Annotated in this window: 12 protein-coding genes; 6 read left to right on the plus strand and 6 right to left on the minus strand. The window is 64.4% G+C overall.

Annotation, left to right across the window (positions count from 1 at the left end; all coding sequences use genetic code 11):
• Positions 1-186: 186 nt before the first annotated feature.
• Positions 187-408 (minus strand): DUF7455 domain-containing protein, encoded by a 222-nt coding sequence (locus tag JMY29_RS08350; RefSeq protein WP_018778705.1) that lies wholly within the window; start codon positions 406-408, stop codon positions 187-189.
• A 267-nt stretch (positions 409-675) separates the two neighbouring features.
• Here JMY29_RS08350 and JMY29_RS08355 point away from each other — a divergent pair, with 267 nt between their 5' ends.
• A complete protein-coding gene (locus JMY29_RS08355; protein ID WP_189075726.1) occupies positions 676-2,784 on the plus strand; it encodes a DNA gyrase/topoisomerase IV subunit B in 2,109 nt (702 codons plus the stop codon).
• A 13-nt stretch (positions 2,785-2,797) separates the two neighbouring features.
• Here the strand turns inward: JMY29_RS08355 and JMY29_RS08360 are convergent, their stop codons facing one another.
• From JMY29_RS08360 to JMY29_RS08370, 3 genes are all read right to left on the minus strand, one after another.
• Entirely contained in the window at positions 2,798-4,000 is a 1,203-nt protein-coding gene (locus JMY29_RS08360) for an MFS transporter (RefSeq protein ID WP_189075725.1), read from the minus strand.
• 127 nt (positions 4,001-4,127) lie between these two features.
• Complete coding sequence (locus JMY29_RS08365) at positions 4,128-5,114, minus strand: M56 family metallopeptidase (RefSeq protein WP_039240773.1); 987 nt, start codon at positions 5,112-5,114, stop codon at positions 4,128-4,130.
• A gap of 5 nt (positions 5,115-5,119) precedes the next feature.
• The gene (locus tag JMY29_RS08370; protein ID WP_011774471.1) at positions 5,120-5,506 is read right to left on the minus strand and encodes a BlaI/MecI/CopY family transcriptional regulator; all 387 of its coding nucleotides are present in this window, start codon (positions 5,504-5,506) and stop codon (positions 5,120-5,122) included.
• 280 nt (positions 5,507-5,786) lie between these two features.
• Here JMY29_RS08370 and JMY29_RS08375 point away from each other — a divergent pair, with 280 nt between their 5' ends.
• Genes JMY29_RS08375 through JMY29_RS08390 form a run of 4 tightly spaced genes read left to right on the plus strand, consistent with a single transcriptional unit; the run spans position 5,787 to position 12,939 of the window.
• Positions 5,787-7,391, plus strand: coding sequence for a cytochrome ubiquinol oxidase subunit I (locus tag JMY29_RS08375; protein WP_018778700.1), 1,605 nt, complete (start codon positions 5,787-5,789; stop codon positions 7,389-7,391).
• An 18-nt stretch (positions 7,392-7,409) separates the two neighbouring features.
• Complete coding sequence (gene cydB, locus JMY29_RS08380) at positions 7,410-8,492, plus strand: cytochrome d ubiquinol oxidase subunit II (protein ID WP_039240777.1); 1,083 nt, start codon at positions 7,410-7,412, stop codon at positions 8,490-8,492.
• A gap of 7 nt (positions 8,493-8,499) precedes the next feature.
• The gene (cydD, locus tag JMY29_RS08385; protein WP_189075724.1) at positions 8,500-11,919 is read left to right on the plus strand and encodes a thiol reductant ABC exporter subunit CydD; all 3,420 of its coding nucleotides are present in this window, start codon (positions 8,500-8,502) and stop codon (positions 11,917-11,919) included.
• Between the two features lie 9 nt (positions 11,920-11,928).
• A complete protein-coding gene (locus JMY29_RS08390) occupies positions 11,929-12,939 on the plus strand; it encodes a GNAT family N-acetyltransferase (protein ID WP_189075723.1) in 1,011 nt (336 codons plus the stop codon).
• A 3-nt stretch (positions 12,940-12,942) separates the two neighbouring features.
• On the opposite strand, the gene JMY29_RS08395 is transcribed toward JMY29_RS08390, so the two are convergent.
• The gene (locus tag JMY29_RS08395) at positions 12,943-13,461 is read right to left on the minus strand and encodes a DinB family protein (RefSeq protein ID WP_018778696.1); all 519 of its coding nucleotides are present in this window, start codon (positions 13,459-13,461) and stop codon (positions 12,943-12,945) included.
• Positions 13,462-13,590: 129 nt separating this feature from the next.
• Between JMY29_RS08395 and JMY29_RS08400 the strand changes: the two genes are divergently transcribed.
• Positions 13,591-13,974, plus strand: coding sequence for a VOC family protein (locus JMY29_RS08400; RefSeq protein ID WP_189075722.1), 384 nt, complete (start codon positions 13,591-13,593; stop codon positions 13,972-13,974).
• Positions 13,975-14,059: 85 nt separating this feature from the next.
• On the opposite strand, the gene JMY29_RS08405 is transcribed toward JMY29_RS08400, so the two are convergent.
• The gene (locus tag JMY29_RS08405) at positions 14,060-16,573 is read right to left on the minus strand and encodes a DNA gyrase/topoisomerase IV subunit A (protein ID WP_189075721.1); all 2,514 of its coding nucleotides are present in this window, start codon (positions 16,571-16,573) and stop codon (positions 14,060-14,062) included.
• Positions 16,574-16,605: the final 32 nt, after the last annotated feature.

Consider the following 16,605-nt stretch of genomic DNA (forward strand, 5'->3'; position numbering starts at 1 on the left):
GGTTATCCGGCTGGGCCGCTTTCTTGTTGACCGCCCGGACATCAATCCACGGCGGAACCGGCATTAAGCAGCGCCCTGTGGAAGCAGACGAATACAGCAAAAAGGACCCCTCCCGGTGGGGAGGGGTCCTTTGGCTCGATGTGGTTCCGGACTCTTGCCGGTTGCATTGTCCAGTCGACGTGTACGTTAGTCGACGGGTACGGGTGCCTTCTCATTGAGGCGCTCGGTCTCATCATGCCAGTCGGAAGTCATGGGCCGGAGCGTGGCTTCAACTGCACGTGCGTGGTGGCCGCAGAAGAGCAGCTCACCACCGGAGGACTCGAGTACAACGCGGACATACGCCTGGGCTCCGCAACGATCGCACCGGTCAGCGGCGTTCAGTGTGCGGTCTGCAACTGCTGTTGTCATGTCGGCCTCCTTAGTAGTTCTGTACATCCATATAACCAGCATTCGACGCAGATCCATGGCAAGGATGGGTCACTTTCGCTGTCCGCGTATCACATGTGCGTAACGTAACGATGCGGATCATCGGACGCCGGGAGTGGCAACCAGTACCTAAGGGCCACGGCGGCTAGCCTAGTATGGGCAGTGTTTGCCTTGAATTACCAGCGAAATACCAGCGACATACGGCTGGGAAGCACCCTGAGTTATACCCCCGAAGGAGCACACCCCCACGTGGCACCGAGTTCTGAATACAACGCCCGGCATTTGTCTGTCCTGGAGGGCCTGGAAGCGGTCCGCAAGCGCCCGGGCATGTACATCGGTTCCACCGACTCACGTGGCCTCATGCACTGCCTGTGGGAAATCATCGACAACGCCGTGGACGAAGCCCTGGCCGGCTTTGGGCACGACATCAAGGTGATCCTGCACGCGGACAACTCAGTGGAAATCCATGATGACGGCCGTGGCATTCCCGTGGACGTCGAGCCCAAAACCGGCCTGTCCGGCGTCGAAGTCGTCTTTACCAAGCTGCACGCGGGCGGCAAATTCGGCGGCGGCTCCTACACGGCGTCCGGTGGCCTGCATGGCGTGGGCGCTTCCGTGGTCAATGCACTGTCCAGCCGCCTCGATGTCCAGGTGGACCGCGGTAGCAAGACCTACCAGATGTCCTTCCGCCGGGGTGAACCTGGCCGCTTCCTCGATGCCGGCTCCAAGACCGGACCTGATTCGCCGTTCGAACCATTCGTTGAGAATTCGGTACTGGACGTTGTCGGCAAGGCCAAGCGGGGCGTCACGGGAACCCGTGTGCGCTACTGGGCGGACCGCCAGATTTTCACCCCCGACGCGAAGTTCTCCTACGACGATCTGGTGGCCCGCGCCCGCCAGACGTCCTTCCTCGTGCCCGGCTTGCGGATCACGGTCCGCGACGAACGAAAGCTCGCCGGCACCCCCGGTGAGCACGGGGTCCACGAGGAAGTGTTCCACCACGACGGCGGTATCAGTGAATTCGTTGAATTCCTGGCAGCCGACTCCGGCGTTACCGACGTGTGGCGGCTGCACGGATCCGGAAAATTCAAGGAAACCGTTCCTGTTTTGGATGAGAACGGGCACAGCAAGATCGCCGAAGTGGAACGTGACTGCGAAGTCGATATCGCACTGCGTTGGGGGATCGGCTATGAAACCACCATGCGCAGCTACGTCAACATAATTGCAACACCTAAGGGCGGCACGCATCAGTCGGGCTTTGAAGCTGCCCTCCTGAAGACTTTTCGCAAGGCCGTGGAAACCAACGCCCGCAAGCTCAAAGCGGGCAACGACAAGATCGAGAAGGACGACATTCTTGCCGGTTTGACGACCGTCCTGACTGTTCGCCTGGCTGAGCCGCAGTTCGAAGGGCAGACCAAGGAGATTCTTGGAACTTCAGCGGTTCGGGCGATCGTTGCCAAGGTGGTTGAAAAGGAAATCACCGCACGCTTGAACTCGGCCAACCGCAATGACAAGGCACAGTCGGCCCTCCTGCTGGAGAAGATGGTCAGCGAGATGAAATCGCGCATCTCAGCCCGCGTCCACAAGGAGACCCAGCGCCGCAAAAACGCGCTGGAGACTTCGTCGATGCCCACCAAACTGGCTGATTGCCGCACGGATGATGTGGCGCGGTCGGAATTGTTCATTGTGGAGGGTGACTCCGCGCTCGGTACAGCGAAGCTTGCGCGGTCCTCGGATTTCCAGGCGCTGCTGCCGATTCGTGGAAAGATCCTGAATGTCCAAAAGGCGTCGGTGGGCGACATGTTGTCCAACGCTGAGTGCGCTGCCCTGATCCAGGTGGTGGGCGCCGGTTCCGGCCGAAGCTTCGACCTTGATGCGGCGCGCTATGGCAAAGTCATCCTCATGACGGATGCCGACGTTGACGGTGCCCACATACGTACTCTGCTGCTGACGCTGTTCTTCCGGTACATGCGGCCCATGGTCGAAGCCGGCCGGGTGTTCGCCGCAGTCCCGCCGCTGCACCGCGTGGAAGTCATCAACCCGGGCCAGAAGGCCAACGAGATGATCTATACCTACTCCGAAGCCGAGCTTCACGTGCTCCTCGCGAAGCTGGTCAAGGAAGGGAAACGGTATAAAGAACCGATCCAGCGCTACAAGGGCCTTGGCGAGATGGACGCCCAGCAGTTGGCGGAGACCACCATGGATCCCCGGCACAGGACCTTGCGGAAAGTCGGTATTGACAGTGCGCAGCGGGCGGAAGAAGTCTTCGACCTGCTGATGGGCTCGGATGTGGCACCACGCAAGGAATTCATCATCGCCGGCGCAGCAACCTTGGACCGGGAGCGTATCGACGCTTAGCCCCACCAGGGGATCACCGTGGCTCCCGGGTGGACGATGCGTGGCTGGCGGCAGCGGCGGGGGCGGCGAACGCTGCCGCTCCCACCAGAACTGCAAGCGCACCCAGCCCCCAGGGCAGCCCTGCGGCAACGGCGATACTACCCACCAGTAACGGACCCCCGGCGTCGCCGAGTTCCCGCCCGAGCTCGGCCGAGCCCATGGTCCGGCCGAGCCTGGCCTTGGGTGTGGAATCTGCAAGATGGGCGACCGCTAGCGGCGTCGCCACGCCAATCCCGACTCCAATGAGCAAGGCCGCAGCGTAGATCCAGAGTGCCCCTGGCAAGGTGGCCGCGATCAGGATCCCCACGGCGATGCATGACAGTCCGGCGATCATCCCCGGCCTGTCGGTAAGTATGCCGCGATCCCGCAGGGCGCCAATACGTGGCTGGACTGCGGAGGACGCAAGGGCCAGGACAGTCACGACGGCGACGCTCCCGGCAGTGCCCAGTCCGTCCCTGGCGGCAAGGGCCGGAAGGAAGCCAACAGCAGCCCCGAGCGCCCCTGTGGCCGCTGCGAGCACCAGTGTGGAGCCCAGGAACGTCTTCCCGGTGCTCTGCCGCCACACGTCCGCCAGGGTGTACCGGGTCCTGGGCAATGGTTCCAAACGCGGCATGGAGATGAGGACCCATACGGCCACCACAAGGGCTACGCCGGACAGGACGGAGAACAGGAGCCCGAAACCGCCCGCCAGGATGGCAAAGGCGCCCAATAGCGGCCCCAGGGCGTAGCCGAGGCCTTTCCAGGAGCCGTAACGCCCAAAATAGCGGCCGGTATTGTTGCCCGCGAGCCGGGCGACACTGGCGGAGGAAGCCGGTGAAAAGGCCGATGCTGCCACGCCTTGACCGAGCCTGGCCGCGGCGAGCATGCCGGGTTGTTCAGCCCAAAGACCCGCCAAAGACGCGGCGGCGAAGGCCAGAAGCCCGCCCACGATCACCGGCTTGGGCCCGATGCGGTCGCTCAGTGCGCCGAAGACAGGCTTGAGGAAGACTTCGGCAACGTCATACAAAGCGAGCAGAATACCCAGTCCGAGAAGGCTCAGTCCGATGTCCTGGCTTTCGGCGCCAAGACCTGCGGCAACAGCATGCGCCCCGAAAGCTGTAGTGAAGCCCGCAGCATAAAGGGGCCACCGCTGGTAGGGAGATCTGCGCGCAGGGCCGGTCTTTTCGGGCGGATTCACGCCGCTGAATGTAACGGATTCACGCCCCTAGATGTAACCGGATTCACGCCCCTAAATGTAACAAGGCGCTGTGGTGTCCTTAGGAAGCTGCGCTGCTGGCACTGTGGGCGGAGCCCATCCCTGCCGGCTAACCGAGCAGACCGGGCACAATCAACAGTGCTGTGGGAACGGCCAGCAGCATCGCCGAGGCAGCAAGGACCAGTACCCTCAGCCCCTTGGTGAGGGGCGGCTGCGGCGAGAGCAGGCGGCTGACGCGTGACGCCGTCGTGCGCGGTGAATCGGCACCTCCGGTGGCGCTGACACCGTTGCCCTCGACGACGGCGCCACCACCCTTCAGCGCGGCGGCGCTGACGGCCGGCTGGGAGCTGCCGCTGGCTACGATGGCGATGGCCTTGATGAGCGTGCCCTTGCTTTCGGTCCGAAGCGCGACGTCGTCCGCCAGCATCTCGATCAGGGAGTTCACGGCTGTCTGGGCGAGGCGGGTTGTGGGAAACCAGGGGAGGGCCTGGCGCCAGGCAGCGAAGGCCCACAGCAAGAGATCGTGCCGCTGGGAAAGATGGGCGTTCTCATGGATGAGGACGGCCCGCAGCTCGGCTGGATCGAGTGCGGCCATGAGGCCATCGGACAGGACCGTGACCGAACGGGCGCCGCCGGGCAGGCAGTAAGCAACCGGGGACTCATGGTTGATCACGACGGTCCCGGGACCGTCGTCGGAGGGTGATGCCAGCAGCGCGAGAAGTTCCCGGTGCCGGCGACGCTGGCGCTCGATCTTGTAGTACGTCAGCAACAGGGTGAAAACGAGATGCGCGGTCAGGAGTGCGGCGGCGGAGAGGGCAAAAAGGTGCCAGAAACCCAAAGCAGTGGTGGGCTCATTGTTGAACACCATTCCGGCCAGGCTCCTGAGGCCGGCAAGGAGGTTGTCGCCAATCGGTTCCAGACCGTAGACCAGCATGGCGCCGATCATCGACAATCCACCGGCAAGGGCTATGGCCTGCCACAGCACCATGGCGGTGAAGGGCGACCGTGCCGGCCACTGTGCGCGCGACAGCAGGACGGGAACCGGCCACGCCAGAATCAATGCCAGGACCGCAAGCAGGTATGAGGTCCAGAACATAGTGGCTAATTGTAGCCGAGCAGTTTGCGCAGGGTAGCGGCTTCACTTTCGGTGACGGAGCCAATGAAGCGGGCAAGGACAGCCTCACGGTCCGGAGCGGAGCCCAGGACTTCGTGCATCAGTTCTGCAGTGTGGTCGGCGCGGCTGGAGACTGCCTGGTAACGGTGCGGGCGCGTTCCCCGCTCGCGTTCCACCAGACCCTTCTTTTCCAGGCGTGACAGCACGGTCAGGACGGTGGTTACTGCCAGGTCTTTGCCTTGATGGCCTGCGGTGCCGTCGCCGGCCTCCGAGTCCTGCGCCAGAAGATCGCGCAGCGTATTGGCGGTTGCAGCTTCCTGGCCTGCCCAGAGCAGATCCATCACTGCCCGTTCCAGTTCCCCAAGACTTGCCATCGTTACTTCCCTACCTTCCGCTTCCTGCTGCAGGGTTACTGCCGCAGGGAGCGATGATCCAACATTCCACAATAAATCTACCGCTTTTCCTACGTTGATTCTACGTGAGGTAGAACTGTCGGCGCGCCGCCACGCCCGGTGACCTCTTGCGCGTGGCCGATGCCACTTGAAGAATGGGTTTCGTTGCCCGGCATTTGTTCTACACTGTGTAGAAGAGAAGTTTTCTACGCCATGTAGAACTAACGTCATCGTACTTCGGTCCACCGCACAAAGGACAGCCATGGACGCCTTGGAAATCGCACGCTGGCAATTCGGTATCACTACCGTTTACCACTTCATGATGGTGCCCCTCACCATTGGGCTGGGTTTGGTCGTGGCCATCATCCAGACAATGTGGTACCGCACGGGCAAGCCCGAGTACCTGCGCATGACCAAGTTCTGGGGAAAGCTCTTCCTGATCAACTTCATCATGGGCGTGGCCACCGGCATCGTCCAGGAATTCCAGTTCGGCATGGCCTGGAGTGAGTACAGCCGCTTCGTCGGTGACGTGTTCGGGGCGCCCCTCGCTCTCGAAGCGCTGCTGGCATTCTTCGTGGAGTCCACGTTCCTTGGGCTTTGGATCTTTGGCTGGAAGCAACTGAAGCGCGGCGTCCACCTCGCCTGCCTGTGGATCGCGGTCATCGGCTCGGTCTTCTCTGCCTACTTCATCATTGTGGCCAACTCCTGGATGCAGCACCCCGTGGGAGTTGAAATGGTGGACGGACGCCCCGTCATGACCGACGCCTGGGCCGTCTTCACCAACAACACTGCCCTGGTAGCGGTGCCCCACACCCTGTTTGGTGCGCTGGCCGTCGCCGGAGCCTTCCTCCTGGGAATCGCCTGGTACCACCTGTGGCGTCGGCGCCACGATGGGATCGACACCGTGGGCAAGGACGGCCGGATCATTCCCGGTGATGCGCCGCAGATCCCCGGGCGGGACAAAGCCGACTACACAGTCTGGATGAAGTCCCTGCGCATCGGCGCCGTCGTGGCCATGATTTCCTTCGCAGGAACGGCCTTCACCGGCGACCTCCAAGGCAAGCTCATGTTCGAACAGCAGCCCATGAAGATGGCTGCAGCGGAAGCGGCCTGCCACGATGGAACAGGGTTCTCGATACTGAGCGTCGGAAACGTGGGCTCCTCCAACTGTGAAGATGTCGTGGCCGTCATCGAAGTGCCGGGCATCCTCTCCTTCCTGGCCAAGGGAGACTTCACCACCGAGGTCAAGGGAGTCAACAGCCTGCTCGGCGAGTACAAAGAGAAGTACGGCACCAATCTGCCGGACAACCCGCTCTACGGCGACCGCGCCGGACAGGAAATCCAATACGTTCCCGTCATGGAAGTGACCTACTGGGGCTTCCGCATGATGATCGGATTCGGCGGCGTCGCAGCCCTGGCCGCGCTGCTGGCCCTCTGGGTAACGCGTAAGGGCGTAGTCCCGGAGTCCAAGTGGCTCATGCGGATTGCGGTCTTCGGAATCCTGGCGCCCTTTGGCGCCAACGCCGCAGGCTGGATCTTCACCGAAATGGGCCGGCAGCCGTTCGTCGTTGCCCCTAATCCGGACATGAACGGCATCGACCAGGTCTTCATGTTCACCGCCGCTGCGGTGTCCCCAGGGGTCAGCGCAGGGGAGATCCTGACTTCGCTGGTAGTGCTTACGGCAATCTACGCGGTGCTGCTGGTGGTGGAAGTGAAGCTGCTGGTCAAATATGTCCGCGGTGGCGTTGCTTCCGCGATGCCGGAACTGGGGCATGGCAAAGACAAGGACGGGTCCCCGAACGGGGATGGCAAAGACAACGACACCCCGGACAAGTCCGGCGACGACGTCCTGGCATTCGCTTACTAGGAGCAGGGGAAACTGACAATGGAACTGTTGCCAACCATTTGGTTCGTGGCCATCGCCGTCCTGTGGACCGGCTACCTCTTCCTTGAGGGCTTTGACCTCGGCGTGGGCATGCTCATGAAGCTGTTCGCACGAAACAACACCGACCGCCGGGTCCTGCTGAACACCATCGGTCCGGTCTGGGACGGAAACGAGGTGTGGTTGCTGACCGCAGCCGGCGCTACCTTCGCCGCCTTCCCGCTCTGGTACGCGTCTCTGTTCTCCGCCCTCTACCTGCCGCTCCTGGCAGTCCTGGTTGCCTTGATTTTCCGGGCCGTTGCCTTCGAATACCGGGGCAAGGTCGATTCCGAACGCTGGCGCAACCGCTGGGACTGGGCCATCGCCGTCGGCTCCTTCGTTGCCGCTTTCGGCATCGGTGCAGCACTTGCGCTCACCACTACGGGCCTGCCCCTGAACGCCAACGGAGACCGGGAGGGCGGCCCGATGTCCTGGTTCAGCGGCTACGCGCTGCTGGGTGGCTTCGGAGTGGTGGCCTTCGCCCTGGTGCACGCGCTGGCATTCCTTGCCCTCAAGACCGACGGCGAGGTGCGGCACCGTGCCCGCCGCTGGTTTGTGCGGTTGGTCCCGGCCGCGGTTCTGCCGATGTTCGGGTGGATGGTGGCAGTCCAGTTCCTCAGCGGCAAGCCATGGACGTGGGCCCTGGTAGCTGCCGCCGTAATCGCAGTGGTCCTGGCCTGGGCACTGGCCCGCGCAGGCTCCGAGGGGCGGGCCTTTGGAGCCCTGGGTGCATTCATTGTCTGCGCCACCGCCTCAATCTTCGGGGCGGCCTTCCCGGTGGTTATTCCCTCCACGATCGATCCCGCCTTCAACCTGACCATCTCCACGGCTTCTTCCTCGGACTACACGCTGGGCTTGATGAGCATTGTGGCTGCCGTGGGCCTGCCGTTGGTGATCGCCTACCAGGCCTGGACCTACTGGGTCTTCCGGCGGCGTGTCAGCGCGGCACACATTCCTGAGGCACACGGCTTCCTCCCCGCCATCGCGGCAAAGGTACTCGTTTCCAAGGAAGGCGCCTCCTCCAACCCCGCGCAACCGGGAAAATAGCCGCCTCATGAAACCGGTGTTTCCTTCCGGACAGGCCACCCGCTCGGCGCTCTACGTCCTGGGGCTGATGTCCGCGCTCAAAGCGCTGTCCCTTGTCCTGATGGCGCAGGCTGTGGCCGCAATGCTCGCCGGTCTCGCAGCGGGTTCCGGTGACTGGAACAGCGACCTGCTGTGGGGTGCGGCCGGGGCCGTGCTGCGGTCACTGACCGTGTGGGGACAAGGAATTGCGGCACGTCACGCCGCTCTGGGGGTCAAAGAGGAACTACGCGTGCGGCTGCTCAGGCGGTCCCTGGACGACGGCGGTTCGGCCCCTGTTGAAGGAATGAACAACGGCGGCCTGGCGATACTGGCGACGCGCGGGCTGGATGCGCTGGACGACTACTACACCCAGTACCTTCCCGCCTTGGTCAATTGCGCCACGGTTCCCTTATTGATCGGAGCGCGGATCCTCTTCGCCGACTGGGTAAGCGCCGTGGTCATCGTCCTGACTGTGCCGTTGGTGCCCCTGTTCATGGTGTTGATCGGACGACACACCGAAGACCGCGTCCGGGATGCGCAAACCACCCTGCGGAAACTCTCCGGCCACATCCTGGAACTGGCCAAGGGGCTGCCCGTATTGGTGGGGCTCGGCCGCGCCAGCGAGCAACGCGCCGCATTGGAAGACATCTCCGAGCAGTACCGCAGCAGGACCATGGGCACGCTCCGCACTGCTTTTCTCTCCGCGCTTGCCCTTGAACTCATCGCCACCATCTCGGTAGCCGTGGTTGCAGTATTCATCGGTGTCCGGCTCGTAGCAGGGGACATGGCCCTGGAAGCGGGCCTCCTGGCCTTGATCCTCGCCCCTGACTGCTACTTGCCACTGCGGGAGCTCGGCACCGCGCATCACGCCAGCGACGACGGCCGGGCAGCCCTCGAAACAACCAACGCCGTACTGGAAGCTCCCCGGCACCGACGCGTCACGGACGCGACGCGCCGTACGGAGCCCGCCGACGTCGTCGTCAGCGACTTGTCGGTGACGTACCGCGGCAGGACCGCTGCCGCCGTCGGACCGCTCGACTTCACTGCCCCGCAGGGGAGCATCACAGCCCTCGACGGCGACAGCGGCGCCGGAAAGAGCACCGTCCTGGGAGTGCTGGCGGGACTCATCGGCAACGGGCCGGGAGCCCGCGTCACAGGCACCGTGGCGGGGGTGGCTCCTGCAGCCGTGGCCTGGGTTCCGCAGCATCCCGTCATGGCAGCCGACAACGTGCAGAAGGAGATCGAGCTCTACCTTGACGGGTTCGAAGGCAACACTGCCGAAGCGGTGGCCAAGATCCTCAGCAGGGCATCCGCCGGACACCTGGCAGCGAAGCACCCGGCTGAACTAAGCCCGGGCGAACTGCGCCGTGTGGCCTTGGCCCGCGGTCTGGCCCGCGTCGAGGCAGGCGCAACGCTGCTGCTCCTCGATGAGCCCACCGCTCACCTGGACGACGACTCGGCCGCGGCCGTCCGTCGCGCCATCGAATCGCTTCGCGGCACGGCCACCGTCATCCTGGTGGCCCACGACTCCGCCACCCGTGCGCTCGCTGACCACCTTGTAGCCATCGGACACAAGGCAACACCTGCCGGGACAGCCGCCGCGGCCGCCGCGCAGCCGGTCGCCTTGACCGCAACGGACACCGCACGGGACACCGCGCGGGAACCGGCTGTGGCCCTCGGCAGTGCCGGGCCGTTCAACGTCACGGACCGGTCGCGTGCCGGCAGCGTTCGCCTCCTGGCGGGCATCCTCAAACCCGTCCGCTGGAAGTTCGCAGCCGCCGGCGTCGTGGCGGTGCTGGCCGCACTGTTCGCCGTCGCCCTGTCCGGCCTGTCCGGTTGGCTCATCATCAGGGCCAGTCAGCAACCACCCATCCTCTACCTACTGGGCGCCATCGTTGGCGTCAGGTTCTTCGGCATCGGACGGGCCGTGCTGCGGTACTGCGAACGTCTCCTGACCCACGACGCCGTGTTCGCGGCCATGACACGGCTTCGCGGATCGCTCTGGTCAACCCTGAGCCTGCGGGCGTTGTCGCTGCGGCGCCTGCTGCAGGGCGGAAACGTTTTGGGATCGATCGTGGACGATGTCGATACACTCCGCGACCTCCTGCCCAGGGTGGCCCTGCCACCCCTTACTGCGGTAGGAGTTGGCGGCGCGGCCATCGCAGCGACCGCCATCGTCGTGCCTGCCGCGTTGCCCGCCGTGGTGATCGCCGCCGTGGTGGGACTGGTGGTTGCTCCTGCCCTGGCTGTCCTGGCTGACCGGAACGCCGCACAGGCCGAACGACAGCTGCGCTCGGTGGTGCTCCGGGGAGTTGCTGCGGCACTGGATGCGCGGGCTGAACTGAGTGCCAACAACGTCAGCGAAACGGTGATCGGATCACTGGAGGGCAAAGACCGGGCCGCCACCGTGTCGGCCAAGCGCGCCGCATGGGCCGAGGGTCTGGGCCAGGCAGTGATCGTCCTCGCGTGTTCTTTGTCGGCACTCTGGGCAGGCGCCCTCAGCGCTCCCTCCGTGCTCGAGGGTACGGTGGCTCCGGAGCTCGCCGCTGTCATTGTCCTGATGCTGCTGGCTCTGGTGGAACCCTTCGCGGGCATCGTCTCCGCGACGCGTCAGGCACCGGCGCTCGCGGCCGTCCTGGGAAAGGTGGCCTCCTCCGGCGCTTTGGACTCAACGGACGGTCCCCGGGGCCGGGAAAACCACGACGACGGTCCGCTGCCTTTGCCTGACCGGCCCGGCCGGGAGGGACTCGAGTTGCGCGGTGCGGCTGCAGCGTGGCCAGGAGGGCCCACCGTCATCTCCGGACTCGACGCCGTGGCCGCACCGGGCCGCTGGTTGGCCGTCACGGGACCGTCCGGGGCCGGCAAATCCACACTGCTCTCGGTCCTGCTGGGCTTCCTTCCCCTCACGGAAGGAACGGCAAAGCTGACCGGTACTGCCGCGTGGTGCCCGCAGGAAGCGCACCTCTTCGACTCCACGGTGCGGGGCAACCTCCTTCTTGGCCGGCCAGCGGCCGAAAAGCCCGGCGAAGCGGACATGTACAAGGCGCTGGCCGCCGTCGGGCTTGACGCCGTAGTGGCGGCCCTGCCGGGTGGCCTGGATGCGCGCATCGGGCCGGGTGGTTCATTCCTCAGCGGCGGCGAGCGGCAACGTCTCGCCATGGCCAGGACACTGCTGACGGGCGCCTCCGTCCTGTTGCTGGACGAACCAACAGCACATTTGGACGCAGGCTCTGCGCGGGAAATGATGGCTGTGCTTCGCAAGGGTCTGAAGGACGTCACCGTGGTCCTGGTGACCCACAACCCTGATGACATAGACCCCTCGGATGCGCGGCTTGAGCTGTCCGCCGCAGGAACACCGGTGCGCAGGCCGGGCGCGGCGGAACTGGTGGGAGGGCCTACTGCTCAGTAACCTGAGGGCATGCCTTTCAAAGATGCAAGCCATGCCATGCCCGACCCGGAGGTCACCGGCCTCCAGTGGCGCCCTGCCAGCATGGCGGACCTGGACGGTTGGGCCGGACTGATCGCCAGGACGGCCGCCGTCGAACAACCGGTCTGGTATGAAAAACGCGGCGACCTCGTCCACATCCTGGAGTCCGGCAAGAATCCACCCCAAGCGAACACCCTGCTGGGCATGGACGCCAAGGGCGTGCCGCGTGCCTACGGCCGCATCGCCAAGAACCCCGGCGGCGACAAAGCAACCGGGATGGCGTGTGTTGACCCCGAATGGCAGCAACGTGGCATTGGCTCGGCGGTCCTTCTCTGGCAGGAAGAGCAAACGCGCAGCCGCTTCGAGGCGGACGCGGCCGCCGGCCATCCTGTAACCCCGCCCCGGCTCCGGGTCCAAACCGAAGAGAAGCACGAGCACCAGGCGAAACTCCTGATGGGGCGCGGTTATGGTGCCGTGCGCTGGTTCAACGAAATGCACAGACCGTTGGCTGGCCGGATCCCGGATGCGCCGTTGCCCGCCGGGCTGGAACTCCGGACCCTGGATTCCTCCCTCTTCGAGCCAGTGCGCCTGGCCCACAACGATGCCTTCCGGGACCACTGGGGGAGTGAACCACGCGACGAGGAATCGTGGCGCTTCACCATCGAGGAACCCACAGGGCGGCACGACCTCAGCGCCGTAGTGATCGACAGTTCCACGGGTGCCGTGGCCGGGTATCAACTGACCAGCCATGATCCCCAGTCCGCCGTGGAGCGCGGCTTCAAGGAAGGCTACACCGAGCTCCTTGGCGTCCGACGCTCCTACCGGGGCCGTGGCATCGCCCAGGCTTTGCTCGCGGACGCCATGCGCCGCTACGCCCTGGCAGGGATGGACATAGCGTCCCTGGACGTTGACTCTGCGAATCCCACGGGAGCGCTGCAACTGTACCTGGGCATGGGCTATGCCCCAGTGAACCGCAGCATGACGTGGGAAAAGATGCTCTGACTGCTACCCATCCACGTCGTGAAGGTGATGGACAACGTCGTGCAGGAAGTACTGGGAGAACGTCAGCACAGTAAAAGCTGAACCGTTGCTCCGGGTCCCGGTGCGCTGCCAGTCGTCCTCCACGACGCGCGCAAAGGACTCGGCGATCACGGTGCCTTCCGCCTCGAGTTCATCAGCCACGGCACGGGGATCAGCGGAATCGTATTCACCGTCGATCGCGGCCTGGTCCTGGTCCCAGTTGGCGAAACGGGCGTCGTCCTCTGCGAGCATCAGGTTCAGGCGCTGGTCGAAAAGGCTGAAGACGTCGCGGACGTGGCACGCGTATTCCAGGGGCGACCACGTATGGTCGTTCGGGCGCACGGCTGCGTCTTCCCGCCGCAGGACGGCCCGCCACCGCGGAAGCATGTTCAGGACGGTGCCTGGCACCGTTGCAGGAGTCACCGTTGAGGGGTCGAAACCACATTCGGGGCAGGGCTCGGAGAGGACCCAGGTCCAGTCCTTTTCATCAGGGATGATCGGCATGCGGCCAGTCTAAGCTCATCCCGGCCACAGCCCGTTACAGGCCAGGAAATATGCTGCCCTATTGCGATTTCTTCCCATACCAGCCAGGAGTAAAGTTCGTTCCGGGGGGAGAGCCGGAAAGAGAAAACAATGCTCAAGGATCAGCAGGTTGGTGCCGTTCTCCCGGCACAGGACATAGCCCGGGCCCGCGCTTACTACAGCGAGAAGCTCGGACTGGAACCCGAAAATCCGGACGCCGAGGACAACCTCCAATACAGGTGCGGCGACGGGACCGGATTCTTCGTGTATCAGACGCCGAATGCGGGGACGGCGAAGAACACCCAAATGGGCTGGACCGTCAGTGACGTCAGGGCCACGGTGGAGGAGTTGCGCGGCAAAGGAGTCACGTTCGAGGACTACGACTTCCCCGGACTGAAGACCGAAGACGGCGTGGCGACCATGCCCGACGGCAGTGCCGCAGCGTGGTTCCTCGACAGCGAAGGAAACATACTGAGCATCAACCAGAACGGCTAGCCCGGCTGGCGGCCCCGCGGCCGCTGCGAGGCAGAGGCTGGAGGTCGTCTGGAACCTCCGGCCTCTGCCATGCCCGGCGCGGGCACTATTCTGAGGCCTCAGCCCACGTCATGCTCGGACCAATGGCTTCAACCGGCTGTGACAACGGGACGCCGGAGCCATCGCGCCTTCCGTGCTCATGGGGGAGGGCGCGTGCCACCCCTGCCGCGGACGACGCCTTGGCCGGTCCATGCCCGGCCCACGCCAGAAGCAGAGTGTCTTCGCCCTTAAGGAAACGGTGGACGCGGACGCCACCGGTGGCGCGGCCCTTGGCCGGATACTCCTCGAAAGCTGTCACCTTCGCGGTACCAGGGGCCGTGCCCGGCAGCGCACCCGTGGTGCCGGCGATGGTCACCACGACGGCGGCGGAATCGTTGGTGCGCACGGCACCGAAGTGGACCACCTCGTCACCAGCGGCAAGCTTGATACCGGCCATGCCGCCGGCCGTGCGTCCCTGCGGGCGGACGTTGGAGGCACTGAACCGCAGCAACTGGGCTTGCCTGGTCACGAAGACGAGATCGACGTCGTCCTCCTGGGCGGGCTCCACAGCGAGAACCGAGTCCTTGTCCTTCAGGGCGATGATCTCCCAATCCTCGCGGTTCAGCGGGTAGTCCGGCTGAACGCGCTTCACCACTCCCTGCCGCGTACCGACGGCCAGAACCGCGTCCAAGGGGACAAACGCGATGAGCGTTTCTCCCTTGAGAAGCGTGATGAAGTCCTTGGCAGGAACGCCTCCAGCCAGGTTGGGAAGCCCTGAGACAGGCGGCAGCACCGGCATATCCATGACCTGCAGGCGCAGCATCCGCCCCTGCGATGTCACGGCACCGATTTCTCCACGGGCAGTGGTCTTGACCACGGAGCGGAACACATCGTGCTTGACGCGCGGACCGGCTTCAACCAACGGCTCCTGGTTGGAGGTCCTGGCAATCTGCCCCGAGGTGCTGAGCAAGGCCCAGCAGGGGTCGTCCGGAATCTCCAGGGGAAGGGCCGCTGCCTTCCCCTTGGGACCTGGCGCGGCGGCCAGGGCGGCGGCAACCGTGGGGGATACGGCCTCGGATTCCAGGAGCACAGTCCGCCGTGGCGTGCCGTACTTTTCGGCGACGACGCCCAGCTCTCCCGACACGAGGTCGCGAAGCAATTCGTCGGAGGCCAGGATGGCTTCGAGCGCCTCGATTTCCCGGCGCAGTTCGTCCTGTTCCTTCTCCAGTTCAAGCCGTGAATACTTGGTCAGCTGCCGCAACCGTAGCTCCAGGATGTAGTTCGCCTGGATCTCGGTGAGGTCGTAGATGGACATGAGCCGTTCGCGGGCGGCCGCTGCCTCATCCGAGGAGCGGATGATCTGGATGACCTCGTCGATGTCGACAATAGCGATCAGCAGACCTTCCACCAGGTGGAGGCGGTCCTTCTTCTTGCCGAGGCGGAAAGCTGTCCGCCGGCGGACCACGTTGAGGCGGTGTGCCACATAGACCTGGAGCAGTTCCAGCAGGCCGAGCGTCTGCGGTTGCCCATCCACCAGCGTGACATTGTTGATCCCGAAGGAATCTTCCATGGGCGAGTAGCGGTACAACTGCTGCAGCACGGCATTGGGATTGAAGCCGTTTTTGAGCTCGATCACCAGACGCAGACCGTGGTTGCGGTCCGTGAGGTCCACGACGTCGCTGATGCCTGTCAGCTTCTTGGCATTGACGGCATCCTTGATCTTCTCGATGACCTTTTCAGGGCCCACCATATAGGGGAGTTCCGTGACCACCAGGCCGGTGCGGCGGGCGGACAACTGCTCCACCTCCACCTTGGCGCGTGTCTTGAAGGATCCACGACCGGTGGCATAGGCATCCCGGATCCCGTCCAGACCCACGATGCGACCGCCCGTGGGCAGGTCCGGACCGGGGATGAAGCGCATGATCTCATCCAGGGTGGCGTCGGGGTTGGCGATCAGGTGCCGGGCGGCCGCAATGACTTCCACCAGGTTGTGCGGAGCCATGTTCGTCGCCATGCCAACGGCAATGCCGGTAGTGCCGTTGACCAGCAGGTTGGGGAAAGCTGCAGGAAGGACTTCGGGCTGCGTGAGCTGGTTGTCGTAGTTCGGGACGAAGTCCACCACGTCTTCATCGAGGTGGTCGGTCATGGTCAGCGCAGCAGCCGCCAGGCGTGCCTCGGTATAACGCGGAGCCGCCGGGCCGTCGTCGAGCGAGCCGAAGTTGCCGTGGCCATCGATCAGCGGCAGGCGGAGCGAAAAGTCCTGCGCCATGCGGACCATGGCGTCGTAGATGGCCGCGTCGCCGTGGGGGTGGAGCTTTCCCATGACCTCGCCCACAACACGGGCGCTCTTGACGTGACCCCGGTCAGGGCGCAGGCCCATGTCGGACATCATGTACAGAATTCGCCGTTGGACAGGCTTCAGGCCGTCGCGCGCGTCCGGAAGGGCGCGCGAGTAGATCACCGAGTAGGCGTACTCCAGGAAGGAGCCTTCCATCTCGGACGTGACGTCAATATCGACGATGTTCTCGGTGAAATCGCCGAGCGGTTCGGCTTTGCGTGCGGAAGATTGGCTGCGGGCCATGGGGTCGGTGGATCCTTGAGAGTTGTACTGCG

Origin of the sequence: Paenarthrobacter nicotinovorans, from assembly GCF_021919345.1 — a bacterium.
Classification (GTDB): Bacteria; Actinomycetota; Actinomycetes; order Actinomycetales; family Micrococcaceae; genus Arthrobacter; species Arthrobacter nicotinovorans.